11 protein-coding genes and 1 pseudogene are annotated in these 20687 nt (G+C 36.3%); 2 read left to right on the plus strand and 10 right to left on the minus strand.

The window, feature by feature from the left end; all coding sequences use genetic code 11:
* Positions 1-96: 96 nt before the first annotated feature.
* The 3 genes and pseudogenes from HNP25_RS11705 to HNP25_RS22070 all read right to left on the minus strand — a co-directional run.
* Positions 97-1737: an ABC-F family ATP-binding cassette domain-containing protein gene (locus HNP25_RS11705; RefSeq protein ID WP_184134349.1), complete on the minus strand. Its 1641-nt coding sequence runs from the start codon at positions 1735-1737 to the stop codon at positions 97-99.
* Positions 1738-2018: 281 nt separating this feature from the next.
* Positions 2019-2219, minus strand: a complete 201-nt coding sequence (locus HNP25_RS22065; protein ID WP_476375296.1) for an outer membrane beta-barrel protein — start codon at positions 2217-2219, stop codon at positions 2019-2021.
* A gap of 42 nt (positions 2220-2261) precedes the next feature.
* A pseudogene (locus HNP25_RS22070) lies at positions 2262-2605 on the minus strand (TonB-dependent receptor plug domain-containing protein); the annotation flags it as partial.
* 585 nt (positions 2606-3190) lie between these two features.
* Here HNP25_RS22070 and HNP25_RS21925 point away from each other — a divergent pair.
* On the plus strand, positions 3191-3325 hold the full coding sequence (locus HNP25_RS21925; protein ID WP_310587172.1) for a hypothetical protein: 135 nt from the start codon (positions 3191-3193) through the stop codon (positions 3323-3325).
* Positions 3326-3409: 84 nt separating this feature from the next.
* Here HNP25_RS21925 and HNP25_RS11715 read toward each other — a convergent pair whose 3' ends face one another.
* The 6 genes from HNP25_RS11715 to HNP25_RS11740 all read right to left on the minus strand — a co-directional run bounded on the left by HNP25_RS11715 (position 3410) and on the right by HNP25_RS11740 (position 18541).
* Positions 3410-5776: a glycoside hydrolase family 127 protein gene (locus HNP25_RS11715; RefSeq protein WP_184134351.1), complete on the minus strand. Its 2367-nt coding sequence runs from the start codon at positions 5774-5776 to the stop codon at positions 3410-3412.
* 200 nt (positions 5777-5976) lie between these two features.
* Complete coding sequence (locus tag HNP25_RS11720) at positions 5977-7953, minus strand: glycoside hydrolase family 127 protein (RefSeq protein ID WP_184134353.1); 1977 nt, start codon at positions 7951-7953, stop codon at positions 5977-5979.
* A 5-nt stretch (positions 7954-7958) separates the two neighbouring features.
* Positions 7959-11291, minus strand: a complete 3333-nt coding sequence (locus HNP25_RS11725; RefSeq protein WP_184134354.1) for a VCBS repeat-containing protein — start codon at positions 11289-11291, stop codon at positions 7959-7961.
* A 15-nt stretch (positions 11292-11306) separates the two neighbouring features.
* Complete coding sequence (locus tag HNP25_RS11730) at positions 11307-14645, minus strand: VCBS repeat-containing protein (protein WP_184134356.1); 3339 nt, start codon at positions 14643-14645, stop codon at positions 11307-11309.
* A gap of 3 nt (positions 14646-14648) precedes the next feature.
* A complete protein-coding gene (locus tag HNP25_RS11735; protein ID WP_184134357.1) occupies positions 14649-15230 on the minus strand; it encodes a hypothetical protein in 582 nt (193 codons plus the stop codon).
* Between the two features lie 11 nt (positions 15231-15241).
* Positions 15242-18541: a VCBS repeat-containing protein gene (locus HNP25_RS11740; protein ID WP_184134359.1), complete on the minus strand. Its 3300-nt coding sequence runs from the start codon at positions 18539-18541 to the stop codon at positions 15242-15244.
* Here HNP25_RS11740 and HNP25_RS21725 point away from each other — a divergent pair.
* Positions 18532-18765, plus strand: a complete 234-nt coding sequence (locus HNP25_RS21725; protein ID WP_221432455.1) for a hypothetical protein — start codon at positions 18532-18534, stop codon at positions 18763-18765. The genes HNP25_RS11740 and HNP25_RS21725 overlap by 10 nt on opposite strands.
* A gap of 393 nt (positions 18766-19158) precedes the next feature.
* On the opposite strand, the gene HNP25_RS11745 is transcribed toward HNP25_RS21725, so the two are convergent.
* On the minus strand, positions 19159-20685 hold the full coding sequence (locus tag HNP25_RS11745; RefSeq protein WP_184134361.1) for a RagB/SusD family nutrient uptake outer membrane protein: 1527 nt from the start codon (positions 20683-20685) through the stop codon (positions 19159-19161).
* Positions 20686-20687: the final 2 nt, after the last annotated feature.

Raw genomic sequence — 20687 nt, forward strand, 5'->3', positions numbered from 1 at the left:
AGGAATTCGTTGTTCATCAATCACAAAAAAGCGGTCGAAATTAGTTTTTCGACCGCTTTTTTGTGATTTTAAAATTCGGGATGACTCATGTTTTTGTTACTTCCCTTTACGCTCAATCTCTCGTAAATTCTCTAATTTTTTATTTCTCAAGAATCCTGTAATATCTTCAAAATGTTCTTTTACTCGTTTGTTTCCAAATTCAAATACTTTGGTAGCTAATCCGTCTAAGAAATCTCTATCGTGTGAAATCAGGATGATTGTTCCTTCAAAACTCTTCAAAGCATCTTTTAAAATATCCTTCGTTTTTAAATCTAAATGGTTGGTAGGCTCATCCAGAATCAACAAATTGACAGGCTCAAGTAATAATTTTACCATTGCCAAACGAGTTTTTTCACCACCCGACAATACTCTTACTTTTTTGTTAACGCTGTCGCCACCAAACATAAAAGCCCCTAAAATATCTTTGATTTTAGTACGTACTTCACCCACAGCAATATTATCAATGGTTTGAAAAACCGTTAAATCTTCATCTAATAAAGAAGCCTGATTCTGAGCAAAATAGCCAATCATGGAATTATGACCTAATTTTAACTCTCCTTCAAAAGGAATTTCGCCCATGATAGCTTTCACCATGGTCGATTTACCTTCACCATTCTTTCCTACAAAAGCTATTTTTTCGCCTCTTTCAATTGTCAATGAAGCATCTTTAAATACGACATGGTCATCATAGCTTTTACTGACATTATCAACAATAACAGGATAATTTCCTGAACGTGGAGCAGGCGGAAATTTCAAATTCAAGGCTGAAGTATCAATTTCATCTACTTCTACAATCTCAATTTTCTCCAACATTTTTACTCTTGATTGAACTTGAAGCGTTTTTGAGTACGTTCCTTTGAAACGGTCGATAAATTCTTGCGTTTCAGCAATCATTTTTTGCTGGTCGTTGAATTGCTTTTGTTGTTGTTCCTGACGCTCTTTTCTAAGTTGTAAATACTGAGAATAATTTACTTTATAATCATAAATGCGTCCCATCGTTAGTTCAATGGTGCGGTTGGTAATATTATCTACAAAAGCTCTATCGTGAGAAATCACGATGACGGCTTTGGCATTATTAATCAAAAAATCCTCTAACCATTGGATAGATTCAATATCCATGTGGTTGGTTGGCTCATCTAATAAAATCAAATCAGGATTTTGAAGGAGAATTTTCGCTAATTCTATTCTCATTCGCCAGCCACCGCTAAATTCACTGGTTTGGCGAGTAAAATCGGAACGTAAAAAGCCTAAACCTAACAAAGTTTTTTCTACTTCTGCATCAAAATTAATTTCTTCAATAGAATAATACTTCTCGCTCAGTTCAGAAACTTTTTCGATGATGTGCATATACTCGTCTGATTCATAGTCAGTTCTGGTTTCAAGCTGCGTATTTAATTCGTCAATTTCAGCTTTCATGTTCAATACTGTCGAGAAAGCCTTAGACGTTTCTTCAAAAACCGTACTGTTATCTTCCGTGAGTAAATGCTGAGGTAAATAGGCAATTACGGCATCGCCTGGGGCAGAAATTTTTCCTCTGGTTGCTTTATCTACGCCTGCTATAATTTTTAAAAGCGTAGATTTTCCCGCTCCGTTTTTTCCCATGAGGGCTACTTTATCTTTGTCGTTGATGTTGAAAGTGACATCACTAAAAAGAGCTCTTCCACCGAACTCTACCGCTACGTTATCTATTGAAATCATGGTATTTTTTTATGAAATGCAAAGATAAGGAAAAACGAAGTTTTTTATAACTCTGTTTGGTAATCCCTTTTGGTTACTGAATAGAAGAGCGGTAGAATTAAACATTTATTGCGTAGCGGTAATCCTTTACGGTTACCGCATATTCAATACGGCAACCGCAAGGGATTGCCGCTACAATCTATTTATTTGAAAATCCAACATCACAAACCCGAAAGCAAAATCATTCTTCCATTTTAGGTTTTGAAGCCGATTTTGCTTGGTTCAATCGATAGCTTAAAGTGTCAAATTGATTTGTCTTGTCTCGGTAAAAAATCTCTGTATGAATAAAAATTTACGCCTTCAATAATTGTTCTTACTCTTCTTGAATACGAAATCTGTAAAGCATTTTCATTCGCTAAATTTAAGGTAAAATGCGTACTTGGGAACAAGTTGGCATAGTCTATTGGATTAACTTCATTGGTTTGTTTCAAGGTTGTTGTCACGTTTGTCAATTCTGCTCGCAAACCTGTTTCAATTTTTCCTTCTTTGCGGTAATTGACGTTCGCCGATACACCATAATTGGCAGGATTTCCCGAAATCAATTCAAAAGAGCCATTAAAACATTGCTTTTGTTCTTTTTTCAAAATGATATTAATAATGCCCGACATTCCTTCGGCTTCATATCGTGCCGAAGGATTCGTGATAATTTCTACTTTTTCAATCAAACTTCCTTGTAATTGTGCAGCCCAGCATCACCTTTAAAACTTACTAAACCCGAAGGTTTTCCATCAATCAAAATCCTGACGTTATCGCTTCCACGCAATTTTACACCCCCAATGTTGCTGAGAATATCAGACGCAGAACCGCCTGCATTTGATAAATCTTTTCCACGCTAATTTTTTTATCTTTGTTCTATTCCTAGAAAAGGCATAAAAACTAGGAGTACAAAAGGTGAAATTTACGAAATTGTTGGGAGTATGGCATCTTGAAAAATCAGCAATTCATTTGATAAAAGGATGAGGTGTTTTTTATTAAAAATGGTTCGTAATTTAGAAAAGTAATATAACTTTTGTGCTGGAAATTATAGGGAACAATGATAATTCCATTGAAAAGCATCTAGGTTAAAAGCGAATGTGTTTTTACAAAATTATTTTACTACATTTCAATTGTATTTTCCTACGGTAATAGGCTGTTGAATTAAGACCCATTATCATGACTTCTTTAGCTTTTGTAGTGGACTTATTCCGATAATGGATGCCAAAGGTCCTTCGGCTCAAGGCAACCACTCTATCAGTATTGGTGCGGCAGTTGGAATGTTTTCTGGAGTAATCTTGGGTATATTTACAGAAGACCCGATCTAAAAAATGCAGAATTGCTACTTCAAGAAGCAAATGCAAAAGTTGGTATAACAAAAGCAAGCCTATATCCATCGTTAACAATTAAGTTGCTGTTGGAATTACTCAACCATTGTTAAATGGCAAATTATTTAGAGGTAATTACTGCTCAAAGTAATTTACTACAAAGTGAATTAGAATTGGTTTCGCTGAAAAAAGCTAGACTAGAAGCAGATGTAGATTTATATCGGTCGTTAGGTGGCGGCTGGAAATAGTAATCATTTTAAGATTTGTATTGAAAAAAACGAGGCTGTCCAAAAAGTATTTGGCAACCTCGTTTTTTTTATTGGCAACTATTCTCATTTTTTCATCAATCTAATACTATAAATTGCTCCAGTACTTTGCTTATTTTTTGCTACAAATTTGATATTGATGAGTTTCTTATTCCATTCAGCAGGTAATTCATAATCTACTTCAAATGGCTTTCTTGATTTCACCGCTTCAAACTGAACCGACTTAAATAACTGATTATCAAGTAAAATATCAAAATCTCTTACTCGGTTTTCATTGCCAAAAGTAATTCTGATTTTCTGAGCATTTTGCTCGTTATTTCTTAAATCATAACTTATCCAATCGGTAGTACTTCTCCAGAATGCACCAAGTTCTCCGCCCACATTTGATTGGTTCCCTTGAAAATGATGGTCGGCTTCGGGTTGTTGTTCGCCCAAAGCAATTTGGTCAACTGTTTGTTGTTCTAAAGCCAATTTCACTTGTTCTTTTTCCTTCATTTCCTGTATTTTACTCGCCAATTTCTCTTGATTCATCACTGGAAAATATAGCATATATCGGGCATCGTGTAATTCGTAAAAAGGAATTAAAGTAAGCGAATGATACTTGGTTGGATAAAGTGCATCGCCCATCGAAAAGGCTAATGGCTGGTTTTTAATCGGCTGAATTTTCGATAAAAATTCTTTGGAATTACTTACCAAAATTGGTGCTTCGTCTAAAGGATATAATTTCCCAGACGCTTCGTGTCCCATTCTGCTATTGTCGGCAAAAAGTCCTTTTAAGTCGGTTGTGTCGGTTTTGGCTGCCAACACAATTGGTCCATGCACAAACGAAACCCAAGGCGAGCCGTCGGGAAGTGTTTCAACAGTCGTTTCCATTGGGAAATTAAGCGATACTTTATCGCCCGATTTCCAAGTTCTATTAATCGCAATAAATGAACTTGGTTTTTCATTTACTTCAAACGTTTTCCCATTTACTTTTACTTGAAAAGCCTTTTCTTTCACCCATTTCGGATAGCGAACATAAAGCGTAAAAGTTTGTGGTTGAGTCAATTTTAAAGTAATTTCTGAGTTTGAAGCATTCGGAAATTGTGTGTTTTGCGTCAGTGTCAAGCCTTTTTCTTTCCAATTCAACGTAGAAGCCATGAATAGATTTACGTACAAATCTTTGTCGGTATGTGCATAAATCATTTCGCCGTACTTGCCATGATTTTCAATTCCCGAACCCACACAGCACCAAAAACCTTCTTGTGGCTGAGAATAAACCCGATAATGACGTGGACGAATGGGCGTAAAATAAACAAATCCGCCTTTTGTCGGATGTTGTGAAGACAAAATATGATTGAAAAGCGTGCGTTCAAAAAAGTCAATATAATTGGCTTTGGGTTCAGACAAAAACAATGCTTTCGTCAGTTTCAACATATTGTATGAATTACAAGTTTCGGGACCTTGGTTCGATTCCAACATCGGTGTAAAATCATTGACAGGATTAAAGTGTTCTCTGAAACTATTTCCACCGAAAGAAACGCTGCGTTTGGTACTTACATTTTCCCAGAAAAAATTAGCTGCATTTGCCCAATCTTGGTTCTGTGTTAAATCCGCAATTTTTTGAAAACCAATTACTTTAGGAATTTGTGTATTGGCGTGTAAACCCGTTAGAGCATCTTTTTGAGCTAACAATGGGTCAAGGATGGCACGATGGGATATTTTTTGAGCAATTGCTAAATATTTATTCTCATGTGTAATTTCATAAAGATTAGCAAACACTTCGTTCATACCTCCATGTTCGGTTCTTAGCATTTTTTGAATTTGTTCATCATTCAAATTTTGAATGGTTACAGCAAACCAATCAGCTAATTTTACCAAAATACTCAAAGCTTGTTTGTTTCCTCCAATTCTGTAAGCATCATCTAAACCCGCAAATAATTTATGAATGTTGTACAAAGGCACCCACGTATTATTCAAGCCAAAGCCACTTCCATCCAAATCTCCTTTAGCAATTCTACTCCAAAATACTTTTCCTTGCGGAATTCCACCAACATAACCATCTCCATTTTTTTGCTGACATTTTGCCAATTCAGACACCATGTATTCCAATCTTTTTTTCACTTCGACATTATCCGTTGAAGCATACATCAATGCCAATGCTGATAAATAATGTCCGCCGATGTGTCCATCCAAACCAGAATTCTCCCAGTTTCCATAGCGTTCAGCTTTTAAAGGCAAACCTGCATCAATCAAGTAAGGAGCTAATAATCGGTCAGGATTCAAAGCAAGAATATACTTCAAATCAACCTCTTGGGCGTTCAGAAATGACCCAGCTTTTAAACGAACAGCTTGGAGCGGGAAGCTTTGAAGTTTAGTATTTACTTCTTGAGCAAAGTTATTTGTGCATGAGCCAAAAAGCAATAAAAATGAAAGTGTTGTTCTTAAAAACATAGAATTTTGTTCTTGAATAACGTTTTTTCGTAAAAGCTAAATAAGGCAATTTTTAAATGTGTTGATTTGACACAAATATAAGCATTCACCCCAAGAAGTCAACACTTGTATATCATTATTCTATTTTTAATTATTACGAATAATATAAAAATCTGTTTGGAAAGTAAAATGCTATAACTTTCCAAACAGATAAGTAAGCATTAATTTTTCCCCAGCCAAACTGCCATCGGTTTAATATCTCTGTGTCCCCAAACTACATAAGGAACCATCTGAATGGGTACTGCTTGTTTTCCTTCGTTGGTATTTATCCAGCCTTTTCCTTTCAAAACGGTTACTCCGTTCAATAAATCTTTTTGATATTCAGCCGTCAAAGGTGCTTGTTCGTTCAAGGAAATGTCTAAAGCATGATTGTTATTGTCTTGTGCTTCTACGCAAAATAACATTGGACCTCTTTGGACAGCTACTTTATTCGCATTTGCCTTGATATTGGCGTTACTTGTTAAAGTTTTGTTTTCCATTGGGAAACTGATACTTACTTTATCGCCACTTTTCCAAGCATGATTAATTAAAGCATAGCCATTTTCGATTTTATAAGTAACCGCTTTACCATTTAATTTAATGATGGTTTTAGCAGATGAAGTAGCGTTGAAATAATATAAATCGCTTGGTACGGCTTCGTTTTGTGACCAACCCGGAATACGAATACGCAAAGTAGCAGGCGTTAATTTTGATGTTTCGACCGATAAATTAACGTCTCCACTCCAAGGATAATTGGTCGTTTGGGTCAATTGAATGGTTTGATTTTTTACTGCTAAAGTCGCTTCCGAATTCATAAATAAATTTACGAAAACGCTGTTATCTTTTACGGCATAGACATAACCAGAAACCGAAGGTACAAATCTTGAAAGATTGGAAGGACAACACGAACAGTCAAACCACGGACTGCGACAAGTTGCTCCTTGATTGAACTTTTCTTTTCCATCAAATACAAGTGGATTTGGATAAAAGAATTTGTCACCTTCTAAAGACAAACCCGACATCAAACCATTGTACAAAGTTCTTTCTAAAACATCCATGTATTTAGATTCGCCATGCAATAAAAACATACGGTGATTCCAATAAACATTGGCAATAGCCGCACAGGTTTCCGCATAAGCGTCGTTTGGTAAAGCATAGGCTACATCAAAACCTTCGATGCCATGTGCCGCTCCCAAACCACCAGTCACATACATTTTTTTACTAACAATATCTTCCCAAAGTTTATCAATTGCCTTTAGGTATGCTTTATCGCCCGTAATGGCTGCAATGTCTGCCATCGACGCATACATGTAAACTGCACGCACAGAATGCCCAACGGCTTCATCTTGCTGCGTTACGGGCAAGTGGTCTTGTGAATACGCAGGACTATCGAAGTCGGTCTTTTTACCAGTAAGTGGCTGATGACCACGTCTTTCAAGTAAAAGTTTTGCTAAATCAAGGTACTTCTTATTATTGGTTACTCTGAATAATTTAATCAAACCCAGTTCAATTTCCTGATGTCCCGAATAGCTTTGTAATCCCTTATTAAAACATAAATCATAAATCAAATCTGCATTTTTAGTAGCAATATTCAAGAATGACTTTTTGCCAGTAGCGACATAATGGGCAACCGCTGCTTCGTACATGTGACCAGCGTCATAAAATTCATGGCTCATTTTTTCACCCAAAAATCTACCTTTAGGGTCATAAGAACAACATTGGAATTTGTTGTAATCATTCGCTTTCAAGGTCCAAGCGGTGTATAGATAGCCATCATCTTCTTGAGCAGCGGCTATGTACGAAATTACTTTGTCCAAATAAGCGTCTAATTTAGGATTTCTTTCGTTCATCAAAGAGTAAGAAGCTCCTTCGATAATTTTATAAACGTCCGAATCATCAAAACCAAAACTTCCTTCGAATTTTCCTTCTTTTAGTCCGCCGGCAAAAATAAAATTATTGATTCTACCCGTTTCCTCGCATTTCTGAAAAGCGTAAGGAATCGTTTTGTTTTCGACAGTATCTAAACGACTTTTCCAGAAACCGCCCGTTACTTTTACTTTCGTAAAATCAATCGGTTTGATGGGATAATCATAAGAAAGTTTTTGGGCATTGGCATAAAAAGCCAAAAGCCAACACGCCATTAAGAGTACTTTTTTCATCGTATTTATTGTTGATTTTTAAAAAATTGAAATAATTGTATATGTTCGTTATTGTTGGCAATCAAAATACAGTCACGATTTCCAAGCCGAATAGCTTGAATATCACGTACTTCTTTTGACATATTTAACCCGCTTTGATGGACTGGAATTTGATTAAAATTACCTTTTGAATTGCCTTGTGAATAAGTACCGACGCTTGCTTTCATCATGCCCAAATTGGGTTTGAATCCTGAAAAATTGCCCCCAGAAACCAAATCAATTTTTCCATCTTGATTAAAATCTTTGGTACAAAAAGCGTAAATCGGAGCAAACTGAAACTGTTTCGGAAGTACTTTTATTTGAAAATTACTTTGTCCGTCATTGATTAATTGTAGCGATTCAAAAGTTTCTACTTGTTTAATCACAGCATTTTTTTTGAGTGCTTCTGGAAAAATATCTTTCAGTTGACTCACCGCAAAAAACTTATACTCATGAAAACGATTTTGAATCATGGGCATCTGCTTTTTGATTTCGTCCAAGCCTTCATATAATCTTTCTTTCCCATTTCTGAAATGGCAAATAATGGGGTCGGTAGAAAAACTATTGTCGAAATCTTTCACCATCAATGTCACAGGATTTTCAGTACTGGCTCTTAAATCTGAATTAATTCCTCGGTTTCCTGCCAAAATATCAAGGTCTCCGTCATTGTCTAAATCACAGGCTTTCAAACAATTCCACCAACCTGCTGTATGTTCAATAATTCTTTTGGAGAAAGTACCATTCGCATCCCTTTTCAAAATAGTAATCGGCATCCAATCCCCAGCCACGACCAACTCTTTACTTTTGGGCAGCCATGTCGCAGCATTAACCATGCCTAAATTTTTGAAGACCGCTGTTTTTTCACTTGTCTCTAAGGCAAATTCTCCATTTCCTTGATTCATCAGCACATAACTATCTGCTGAAATACCATACTGTTTTACGATAGAACGCACGCCGACAAAAATATCCATTCGCTTATCGCCATCGAAATCTGCCGTGACTAAACAAGATTTATTACTCCAAAGTAGAGGCAATGCTTTGGGCGAACGACTAAAATTTCCTTTGCCATCATTCAAGTACAATCTTAATGGCGTAAGACTCGCCTCATTCGTTTGTCCGCCTGCACTAAGTATCAACAAGTCTAAATCCTTATCATTATCAGCATCAAAAAATTGAATAGCAGCATCTTCATATTGCTTATCCGCCATAAATGCCTGCAGATTTCCCATTACAAATTTTTCGTTTCTCTGTAAATACAAAACGCCAGCTTGGTTCATCGCTCCGCCCACAAAAAAGTCTTCCAAACTATCTCCATTCACATCCGCCACTGCTACTTTCGGCCCTTGTGTTGAAAGCATTTGTGGCATTAAACGCTCATTGGCAAAATCTGAATATGAGTTTTCTTGATGAACAAATTTGAGATTACTTTGCTCAGTAATGTCTTGCCAAAGTTTTTGTTTTGCTTTTTCTGGTAAAGGTTTTTCAGGAGAAGCATTAATTTCAGAAAGAATAAGTATCTGATTAACAGGCACATTTTTCAATACTTGTACTTTACCATTTGCCCAAGTTACTTTTATTTCTTGAATCGTTTTAATTGCTCCTAAACCGAAATTTAAGATATAGTCCATCGAAGAAAGCCAACCACGAGTAGGCTGTAATTCCTGAACTATTGTGCCTTTTTGAGTGACTATTTCTACTTTTGCTCCAATGCCAAAGGGATTTTTTTCTTCGCCTTTTAGTTGAATTTTTAAGTAATGATTTTCTTCGGCATTCGATTTGTTTACATAGATGGAAGCCAAAGCATTGAGATTATTGATGACTAAATCCAAATCGCCATCATTGTCTAAATCAGCATAAGCCGTTCCCATCGAATAGCCCACCGTTGAAAAACCCCAAGCTTGCGAAACGTCCTCAAATTGTAAGTTACCCTGATTTCTATACGCAAAGTTATGTTCTGCTCCACTTGGCATCATTTGCGAGAGTTTCAAGGAAGAACTTTTTTTAACATTTTTCTGATAAGTATAATTGATGTAATCTAAATCATTCGGACGACGATAAATGCCATTGGAAACAAAAATATCCTTCAATCCATCATTATCTAAATCTGCCAAAAGTGTTGACCAACTCCAATCGGTGGCATCCACACCTGCCAATTGACCAATTTCAGAAAATCGACAACCAATTTTTCCATCCAAATTTCCTTGATTCAATTGCAACATATTCCTTGGAAATTGTGCTTGATAACCAAAGCTAAGTTTGAACTGAAATATATCAAAAGGGTCTGCTCCTGCCGATTGTTTTCTGACAATATCGTCGTCGGGCTTCATGTCTAAAGTCATAATATCCAACAAACCATCATTATTAATATCAGCGATGTCGCTTCCCATCGAAAAATTACTCGTGTAAGTTGTAGCTTCTTTACTTTTTTCCAAAAAAGTACCGTCGCCCTGATTGAAATAGACATAATCATTTTCATGAAAATCATTGGAAACATAAATGTCTGCAAAGCCATTATTATCTAAATCTGCGACACCAACAGCCAAACCATAAGCAGCAGCCCAACCCCAAATTCCTGCTTTTTCGCTGACATCAACAAATTTTCCGTTATCATTTCTTAATAATTTATCCCCTGCCAAAGGGTCTCTTTTATTGCGAAGATTCGTGTTAAGATATACTTCTGGACTATGTACTGAATGATTCAATTGATATAAATCTAAATCGCCATCCTTATCATAATCAAAAAAAGCCGCTTGCTGACAGTAACCCACCAAATCAAGTTGATACTCTTTTGCTTTCTCGGAAAAAGTAAGATTATGATTATTGATAAATAGTAAATTTCTACCAGTAAAACCTTTATAACCAGACATTTGACTCACATAAATATCTAACCAGCCGTCGTGGTTAATATCCACCATCACTACACCAGTTGTCCAATAATTTTTACCTGAAAATCCTTTTACACCCGCTTTTTCGGTAATGTCTTCAAAACTAATCTGTTCTTTTTCTTTACTTTTATTCAGATACAAAGCATTGCCAGATTGATTGGCGTTAAAATACATATCAGGAAAACCATCATTATTGATGTCGCCAACCGCCACGCCACCGCCATTATAGGCATATAAATACTCGTTGAGGTTTACTTCTTCCGTTTCCAAAAAGCGATTTACGAAGTCAACTTTAGTATTTTTATTCTCTAATAATTGAAATAAAGGCTTTTTTTCAGGAGAACAAGCAGCAAACAAAAGCAGGCACACAAAAGCTTGAACAACTCTTTTGAAGTATAAATCATTACAAACGATATTTGCTTTTTTAAAAATCATTGCATTTACAAGTGGTTATTTTCCCTTACAAAAAACCTGAAACTTAGCCCCATTTTTAGCTATCATTAATACTTCTTTTTTGCCAACTTTCAAGGTTTTGAAATCTCTGATTTGTCCTTCCACATAAATACCAGCCGATTTATTCGGTATCACCGAAAAAGTACCGTCACCTTTGCCCAATAAGCAAAGTCCACGACCTGCATCGTATCTGCCTACTTCTGGTTTGGCTTCGTAGAGGTTACCACCTACAATCAAATCAGGAAATTTATCATGGTTGATGTCTGTAACGTGAATGGCATAAATCGGGAAAAGCTGTGCTTGATATGGCAATTTTTGTGCCTTAAATCCATCTTTTTGTTGATTGATTAGTACGATACTTTCTAACGTATTTACTTCCAGTTTTGTCGCTTTTGACAATTGCTCATTCGTAAATAAATCATTGATTTTCTGATTTTTATAACTTTCATTTTTCAAATATTTCGTCTTCAAATAAGGCAACTGAGCTGTGATATTTTGGTGTAAAACTAAAGGGTAAGATTCTTCGCCATTATAAGTACACAGAATTTGCTCAAAGAAACCATTGTTATCAAAATCACTGACAAAAAGTTGAATTGGTTTAGTTTCAGAAGCTTTAAATCTGGAATTCAATCCGTGATTTCCGAGTATCAAATCTTCATCTCCGTCATTATCCAAATCAGCCGATTGAATCGTATTCCACCAACCTTTTAAATTTGATAAGCCTAATTTTTCGGAAATATCTTCAAATTTTCCATGCGAATTTTTGAAGATATGAACACCCATCCACTCTCCAACAATTACCAAATCAAGCTGTTTATCTTTATCAACATCAATCCATTTTGCATCACGAATCAAACCGATTTGATTTAAAGTAGGAGCAATTTTGGATGTAATATTGCTAAAAAGTCCTTTGCCATTATTTTGCAAAAAATAGCCATTTTGTGGCAAACCATAATGACGATTGGCGGCACGAATGCCCACAAACAAATCAATATCGCCATCTTGGTCGAAATCAGCAGGTTTTACACAAGCTGAATTTTCAAATTTAATCGTTGGTAAAAACTGGAACGATTTTGTAAAATTCCCTTTGCCATCATTAAAATACAATCGGTCGCTTAGTTCATTACTTTGCTCTTCTGCCTCACTCCCACCGCTTGCCACGTACAAATCCAAATCATGGTCTTGGTCGGCATCGAAAAAAACGGCATCCACATCTTCTGCATTTTTGTCCATTTCCCAAAGCCTTTGATTGGTCTGTACAAAACTGCCATCTGCTTTTTGTTGCAATAATTTAGCAGGAAATCCTTTGCCTGTACCGATAAAAACATCTTCTAAACCATCTCCATTGACATCCCCTACTGCCAAATGAGATCCTTCAGTAGAGAGCATATGGAAGAGCAAAGGCACATCGTCAAAATCGCTATAAGTATTTTCTTGATGTGAAAAATCTGCTGAAAAATCCTTAGAAATATCCTTCCAGAAAGTAATATTTTGCTGGTTTAGTTCTTGTTTTTGCTGAAAAGTTGAAACTGTTTTTTCATCAAAAACTAAAGTTTGATTTACTTTCACTTGATACATTTTAGTCAACAATCCTCTTGGCCAACGAATCAATAAAGAGTCAATTTTAGCATTTTTCCCTAAACCAATTTGTAAGACATTACTTACCGAAGATTGAAAACCTCGAGACGGAATTTGCTCAACCATGTACTGTTTTCCTGCTGAAAAGGCTATTACTTTTGCTCCAATTGCTGCGGTATTCTTATCTTTTCCTTTGAGTTGTATTTTAAGAAAATTGCCTTTTTCGGCAACTGTATTACTTTCGTTTCTATACACAAAAGCAGGCATATTGACGTTGTTCACAACCAAATCTAAATCGCCATCATTATCTAAATCACCATAAGCAGAACCATTAGAAAAACTGGGTTTATTCAGTCCCCAAGCTTTGGTTTTATCTTCAAAAGCTAAGTCTGCTTTACCTGCAAAAGCGTAGTTTTCAATGGGTTTCGACGGAATAATGTCGATTAATTTCTTATAATCTACGCCATCTTTTGAGATAACCGTTTTGGCAAAAGCATCGCTTGAAATAAATTTCAAGTAATCTTGATTCAAAATATCTTTATAAATGCCGTTACTTACGTAAATATCTCGCCAACCGTCGTTATCAAAGTCCACCATCAAAGCACCCCAACTCCAGTCGGTCGCTTCTACGCCAGCAAACCTTCCAATTTCACTAAATGAGCCTTCTGAAAGCTCGTTTGCTCCATTGTTGAGTTGTAACATATTCCGTGTAAACTGCTGATGATAACCATACTTTTGGTTGTATTGGTACTTATTCCAATTCTCGAAAGTCATAGAAGTTTTCAGTCTTTCTTCGTCTTTCGGTAACATTTCAGTCACAAACAGTTCGGGCAAAGCATCATGGTTTAAATCGGCAGCATCTGCCCCCATACTTGCCTGAGAAATAGAAGGCATTTGCTGAGTAAGTTCTTCGGAAAAAGTACCATCGTGCTGATTGATGTAGAGATAATCTCTTTCAAAAAAATCGTTACAAACATACATATCCAACCAGCCATCGTTGTTAAAATCGGAAACAACCAAACCTAAACCAAAGCCAATCGCACTGCCATAAATATGTGCTTCTTGGCTAACATCTTTAAACTTTCCACCATCATTTCTATACAATTTATCACCTCCTAATTCATCTCTTGTATCTCTATCAATGGTCGCCAAATTGAATGAACCTATCGGGCGATAGGAATTATTCAAAATATAAACATCCAAATCGCCATCTTGGTCATAGTCAAAAAAAGAAGCGTGCGTCGATAAACCTTTGTCTGCCAAACCGTATTCTTCAGCTTTTTCGCTAAAAGTACCGTTTTGATTATTGATAAAAAGCTCGTTTTGTTTGTCGTCGCCTTTTACATCTCCCGAATTGCACACATAAATATCTAACCAACCATCACCATTTACATCTGCCATCGTCACGCCAGTTGACCATGCTTTTGTGCCTTCTACGCCTGCTTTTTTAGCAATATCTTCAAATTTTCCATCGCCTTTGTTCAAGTACAATTTGTTTTTCCCCATGTTGGCAGTGAAATAAATATCTTGCCAACCATCGTTGTTGATGTCGCCAATGGCTACACCACCGCCATTATAAAAATTTCGGTAAGTATAAATATTGAAATCTTTGGTATCGGTTACGGTATTCTGAAAATCAATCCCTGTTTCGGCGGACGACAATTCGGTAAACAAAGGTTTTTCACTTTGACTCCACTGACAAGCCCAACAAGTAAATGACAATATCAGACACAATATATTTCTTTTCAAACCTTGCATGAACTACTGTTTAGGAGCTAATAAATCAATAAATCTTACATTGATGACATTGCTTTGGGCTTCTTCCGAAACTACAATTCTACAGTTTCCACGAACCGTAACAAAAACATCATTTTTAAAAAAGTAAGGACTATTTATCTTGATAAATTTTCGTTGATACCACGATTCTAAAAGTTGAATTACATCGCTTAGAAGCTTATCATTACTTGCTCCAACTTTCCAAGCTACGGCATCTTGATAATAAAATGCTGCATTTACTTCGGCTATTTTTTGGGCTTTAAAGGTTGGGAAAAAATTGATTTCTAAGGTTTTGTGATTGGGTGATTTTATTTTCGTCGTAATCCAAGCACTATTTTTTTGTCCGCCTTGAAAGAAATCTTTGTGAATATTTTTCTTCAAACAAAAATCAAAAAAAGTAGAATCTTTCATGCCCAAGTAAAGCCCTTTAAAAAGCTTATCATGACGAACTTTTGTCGCCAACTCTTCCGATTCTAAGCTTAAATATTGTTCTTCTGGCGTTTGTTTACAAGCTCCCAAAAGCAATATAAACAACAAAGCGTAAATATATAATTGTTTGATTTTCATGAATTCCCCTATTACAAAGTATGCTTGATAATACTTATTTTATCGTTCTTTTTGGAAATTATCCAATGCTTTTTTCCTTTGACCACTATTTTGTTGATACTTCTGATTTCTCCTTTGATACACAAACCAGACTTTGCCATTGAATAAACTTTAAAATGCCCTTTGCCATCGCCTTTTAAAAATTGCCCTACGCTGGCATCGTAAATGCCAACTTCTGGTTTGGCGGTATGTAAATTTCCGCCACAGAGTATATCTAATTGTTTATCACCATCAAAATCATCCAATAACAAAGTATAAATTGGGGACATTTGGGCTTCAATTGGTAAAGCTTTTGCGATAAATTTCCCTCGCTGATTGATAAAACAAGTAGATGCTGTTGTAAATACAGAAGATTTTTTTGCCTGATGTAAAATGTCTTCATCAAATAAATCTTCAATTTTGGTATGAGCATAATCTTTCGCTAAAGGCAATTTGCGTTTCAATAATGGCAATTCTGCTAATAAATCTTTGCGAGTTGCCAAAGGATATGCTTCTTCGCCATCATATGCCGTGATGATTTGTTCGTTCTTTCCATTCTGGTCAAAATCATGGGCGTACATGGTCAATGGCTTTTCTAATGAAGCTTTCAAACGAGTATTTTCGCCTAAATTTCCTGCTACAATATCTGGAAATCCGTCATGGTTTATATCCCCAACTGCAAGACAATTCCAAAAACCATTACTATTTTCAAAGCCTAATGCTTTACTTTTTTCGGTAAATTTTCCTTTGTTATTCTCAAATAATTTAACGCCCATCCATTCACCTACGAGTACAAAATCTAAATCATGGTCTTGGTCATAATCCAGCCAAGCGACATCTGTTACCATTCCTATTTCTTGTAAAGCAGGGGCAATTTGCTTACTTACTTCCTTGAAATTCCCTTTACCATCATTTTGTAAAAGATGTGCATTCACCGAAAATCCATAATAAAAAGCTTTCGCTCTTGTACCGACCAGTAAATCTACGTCACCATCTTGGTCATAATCACCTGCTTTTACACAGGAAGTATTCTCTAAAATATTGGGCAAGGCTTTTTCTACTTGCTGAAAATCACCTTTACCATCATTGATAAAAAGCCTATCCTTCAATTCTTGAGCATTGTCAATAAATGCAGTTCCACCACTGCCAATGTATAAATCTGGGAAAGTATCACCATTGGCATCAAAGAAAAGTACGGCGGTATCTTCATGAAATTGAGCTTTTTCAAAACAAGTTTGTGTCGATACTTCAAATTTCCCTGCTTTGGTTTGGAGATATAATTGCCCTGCTTTTCCGAAAGAACCTGCTACAAAAAAGTCCTCTAAACCATCATCATTTACGTCTGCAACTGCCGTCTGAGCACTCTTATTTTCAATGCCATGAAAAAGTAATGGCTCACGATTGAAATCAATAAAAGCACTTTTTTGATGCTGATAACTCAAGCTAAATTCATTGGTAACGTCTTGGAAAACAGTTTTTTCAACTACCTGTTTCTGAGCTTGAATCGATTCTATTACTTCTTGCTGAATCGTTAAAAATTGATTCGTTTTTACTTTTTTCAGTACTTGAGAGCTTTGATTTACCCAAAGAATTTGGATAGAATCTACTTCTTGAATATCACCTAAACCAAAATGTAATCTGTCATCTACAGTAGATTGATAACCTCGCATCGGTGCTAATTCTTGATAAAAACTTTTCCCTTGTTCGTACACCGTTACTTGTGTGCCTAAAGCAGCAGTGTTTTTTCCCAAACCTTTGAGTTTGATATTTAAAAAATGTTGGTTTGGATTCACCGCTCTGGCATTGTTTTGCAAAACCATTGCGGGCATATTTACATTATTGATGACCAAATCTAAATCGCCATCATTGTCTAAATCACCATAAGCAGAACCATTTGAAAAGCTTGGAATATTCAAACCCCAATCTTTTGAAACGTTACTAAACTGAAAAGCTGAAGCTCTATTTCCTTGATTTTGAAATACATAATTCGGCAAAGGATTGGAAGGAATAGCATCTATCAATTCCTTTAAAAACTTCCCTTTTTCCTGCATCAATCTTTTAATCGTAATCGGGTCGGCGTAATAATTGATATAATCTAAATCCGTTAAATCTTTGAAAATACCATTTGCTACATAAATATCTTTGAAACCATCGTTGTCTAAATCTACCATCAAAGCACCCCAGCTCCAGTCTGTGGCACTTACGCCTGCCAAGCGAGAAATCTCGCTAAATGCCATTTCGCCCGTATTGGTTTTTCCTAAACTGAGCTGTAAAACATTGCGGGGAAATTGTTTGTGATAGCCCGTCGAGATATTACTATGATATTTGTTCCAATCTTCAAAAGCCGTTTTTGTTTTAATTCGCTCGTTACTTTCGGGCAACATTTCGGTGACAAATACATCTGGATAAGTATCATTGTTAATATCTGCCATGTCTGCTCCCATCGAACCGAGACTAATTTCGCCCATATACTGTTCTAAAGATTCTGAAAAAGTACCATTTTTTTGATTGATATAGAGGTAATCTTTTTCAAAGAAATCGTTTGAAACATAAATGTCTTGCCAACCGTCTTTATTAATATCGCCAATGGTTACGCCTAAACCAAAACCTATGGCACTGCCGTAAATACCCGCTTGTTCGCTGATGTCTTCAAAAGTATTTCCATTGTTTCGGTATAATTTATTCGCTCCTTTTGGGTCACGAATCTTGCGTTGATCTTTGATTAAATCATAAATACCAACCGTCCTGATAGAGTTATTGAGCAAATACATATCCAAATCTCCATCTTTATCATAATCAAAAAAGGCTGCGTGGGTCGATAGCCCATAATCTGCAATACCGTACTCAGTAGCTTTGTCGGTAAAAGTGGGAATGTTTGTCCCTGCTTTTACACCGTTGTTGATGTATAATGAATTTTTGCGTTCAGCTCCGCCCGGTTTTCCCGATTTACAAACATAAATATCTAACCAACCATCACCATTTACATCTGCCATGCTTACTCCTGTTGACCACACATCTTGGGTTGTCAACCCTGCATTGTGGGTGATGTCTTTAAAACTTAAATTACCTTTATTGAGGTACAATTTATTGCTGACCATATTGCCACAGAAGAAAACATCGGGCAAGCCATCATTATTCAAATCGCCAATGGCGACACCGCCACCATTGTAAAAATTTCGGTAGGTATAAGTATTAAATGCTTCGGTATAAGTAAGGTTATTTTCAAAATCAATATTGGTTTCAGAAGCGGGTAAATTGCTAAACATTTTTTGTTCGCCAAAGTATGATGACATTTTTTCGCAAGAAAAAAGCAAGCAACAAAATGGAATCAGCCAACAAAATCGTTTTTGAACAAACATGTATTTCTTTGTTTTTTAAATTTCAGATTTGGAAAGCTTTCTTGCCATTGCTCGTGTCTTCAAGAGCAATTTACAAATTATGTTTTGTGAACGCATTGTCGCCCGTGGTGACACGGGCAACGGCAAGCCAATCTAACCAAACCTTTCTAATCAAATAAGGGTAAATCTATCTTTAGGATAGGAAATCCCATCTTTTAGATAGCTCAATCCATCTCGGAGATAGAAGAACCTATCATTTTGATGGCTTGTCCTATCTCTGAGATAGGTTCTTGATTCATTTTTGCGGTTTTTTGCGTGAAAAAGATAGGAAATCCTATCTCGGAGATAGGTTGACCCATCTTTTTCACGCAATTTCCCGTATAAAAATGAAGAAAACCGCAAAATACAAAATGAAAGAAAGTTGTGAATTGTGAATGAGTGAATCAAAATTGGATAAATAGGAATCCACCAATGCCATTGCTCGTGTCTCACGAGCAATAATTTACACACATTGTCGCCCGTGGTGACACGGGCAACGGCAAATAACTCACAATTCACTAAATCACTCAATATCAATACCCCGCATTCTGTTTAAAGTTTGGATTACCATTCAACTGACTTGTTGGTACTGGAAATACCAATTTTGCCATGGTTGATTCTGGTTTTTCCCAACGAGCTCTCGTAAATCTTCCAAAGCGAATAGCATTCGTTCTTGAATGTCCTTCATAAGCCATTTCTCGCATGATTTCTTTATAAAGATTATCTTCATTCAGCGGTGTTAAAGCTGGCAATGAAGCTCTGCTACGAATTTGGTTAATCAAACTAGCCGCCTCAGCACTGTTATTATCCAAACGCCAAAGGGCTTCTGCACGCATTAAAATCACGTCAGCGAATCTCAACAATGGAAAATCATTATCCATATTGGTTTGAATACCTTTTTGGAATTCAAATTTTCCTAATCTCGCTCCCGACTGACTGAAACATTTTGGCGTAAGTTCGTTGATGTATGGCGTGAAAATTAATGGCGTTCCATCAGGGTCTTTCGCTCCTTTTGAATCTACCTCTGTTGCACCATTCGGGTCTTGAATTGGTTTACCATCAGAAGTAAATTGTTGCCCAACAATAAATTGTTTTTTACGAGCATCATTGTCAGGAAATGAATTATAGAATTCTTCCAAAGCTGTAAATCCGTTCCAAGGACCAGAAGCAAAATTATAAGTATCCTTGTTTAATGGATGCAAAGTTTGCATGTGCAAACTGAAACCATTGGCATTTCCATTTTCGTAAGGAACGATAAAAATGTTTTCACGAGAAGCATTATTTTTTACAATGAAATTATTGAAATAATTTCCCTCTAAAGCATATTTATTACCATCAATTATTTGCTTTGCCGTTGAAGCAGCCAAAGCCCATTCAGTCTTGCCAGTATAAACGCCAGCATTCAAATAGAGTTTGGTTAAAATTGTTAAAGCACTCCATTTATTGATACGTCCATAAGTTGTAGCATTAACTGTTTCAGGCAAGTTTGGAATGATTTCATTCAATTCTTTGATGATAAAAGCATGTACTTCTGCACGTGGTTTTCTAGCTGGATTAGCTTCTGCCGCCGAAAAGGAAGTTATCAGTGGTGCATCACCAAACATATCAATCATCAAGAAATAATAGAAAGCTCTCAAAGCTCTTAACTCTGCCACAAAAGCCGCTGATTTATCAGGCGGAGCCAAAGCGGTGAGTTGTTCAATCAAACGGTTACAAGTAGAAATTCCACCAAAACCCATGTTCCAAGCCGTATTGAATGCTCCAAAATTTGGATTGAACTGATGTCTGTGTAAGGCTGCCCACACACCACCATCGTCCCAAGGACCAAATTTAGCAGGAGCGGCACTGGTTTCAGAACTCAACTCCTGAATCGTCCAAGGGTCGCCTGCATAAGAATACAGCGGAGTATAGGCTGTACCAAGTGCTGCCACAAATTGGTCATCATTCTTGAAGAAATCATTTGGAGTAAGTTCACTATATAATTTTGAGTCTAAATCAGTACATGACAAGCATAAAAATGCAAGTATCGGCATGACTGAAGCTTTATACCATCTTTTCATAA

The sequence above is a fragment of the Arcicella rosea genome (assembly GCF_014204325.1).
Lineage (GTDB): Bacteria > Bacteroidota > Bacteroidia > Cytophagales > Spirosomataceae > Arcicella > Arcicella rosea_A.

What these genes read in the sequence shown, in the direction of transcription:
- HNP25_RS11705 (WP_184134349.1), bottom strand. Translation starts at nt 1,737, where the DNA reads ATGATTTCAATAGATAACGTAGCGGTAGAGTTCGGTGGAAGAGCTCTT.
- HNP25_RS21925 (WP_310587172.1), top strand. Translation starts at nt 3,191, where the DNA reads ATGGCAAATTATTTAGAGGTAATTACTGCTCAAAGTAATTTACTACAA.
- HNP25_RS11715 (WP_184134351.1), bottom strand. Translation starts at nt 5,776, where the DNA reads ATGTTTTTAAGAACAACACTTTCATTTTTATTGCTTTTTGGCTCATGC.
- HNP25_RS11720 (WP_184134353.1), bottom strand. Translation starts at nt 7,953, where the DNA reads ATGAAAAAAGTACTCTTAATGGCGTGTTGGCTTTTGGCTTTTTATGCC.
- HNP25_RS11725 (WP_184134354.1), bottom strand. Translation starts at nt 11,291, where the DNA reads ATGATTTTTAAAAAAGCAAATATCGTTTGTAATGATTTATACTTCAAA.
- HNP25_RS11730 (WP_184134356.1), bottom strand. Translation starts at nt 14,645, where the DNA reads ATGCAAGGTTTGAAAAGAAATATATTGTGTCTGATATTGTCATTTACT.
- HNP25_RS11735 (WP_184134357.1), bottom strand. Translation starts at nt 15,230, where the DNA reads ATGAAAATCAAACAATTATATATTTACGCTTTGTTGTTTATATTGCTT.
- HNP25_RS21725 (WP_221432455.1), top strand. Translation starts at nt 18,532, where the DNA reads ATGATGACATTTTTTCGCAAGAAAAAAGCAAGCAACAAAATGGAATCA.
- HNP25_RS11740 (WP_184134359.1), bottom strand. Translation starts at nt 18,541, where the DNA reads ATGTCATCATACTTTGGCGAACAAAAAATGTTTAGCAATTTACCCGCT.
- HNP25_RS11745 (WP_184134361.1), bottom strand. Translation starts at nt 20,685, where the DNA reads ATGAAAAGATGGTATAAAGCTTCAGTCATGCCGATACTTGCATTTTTA.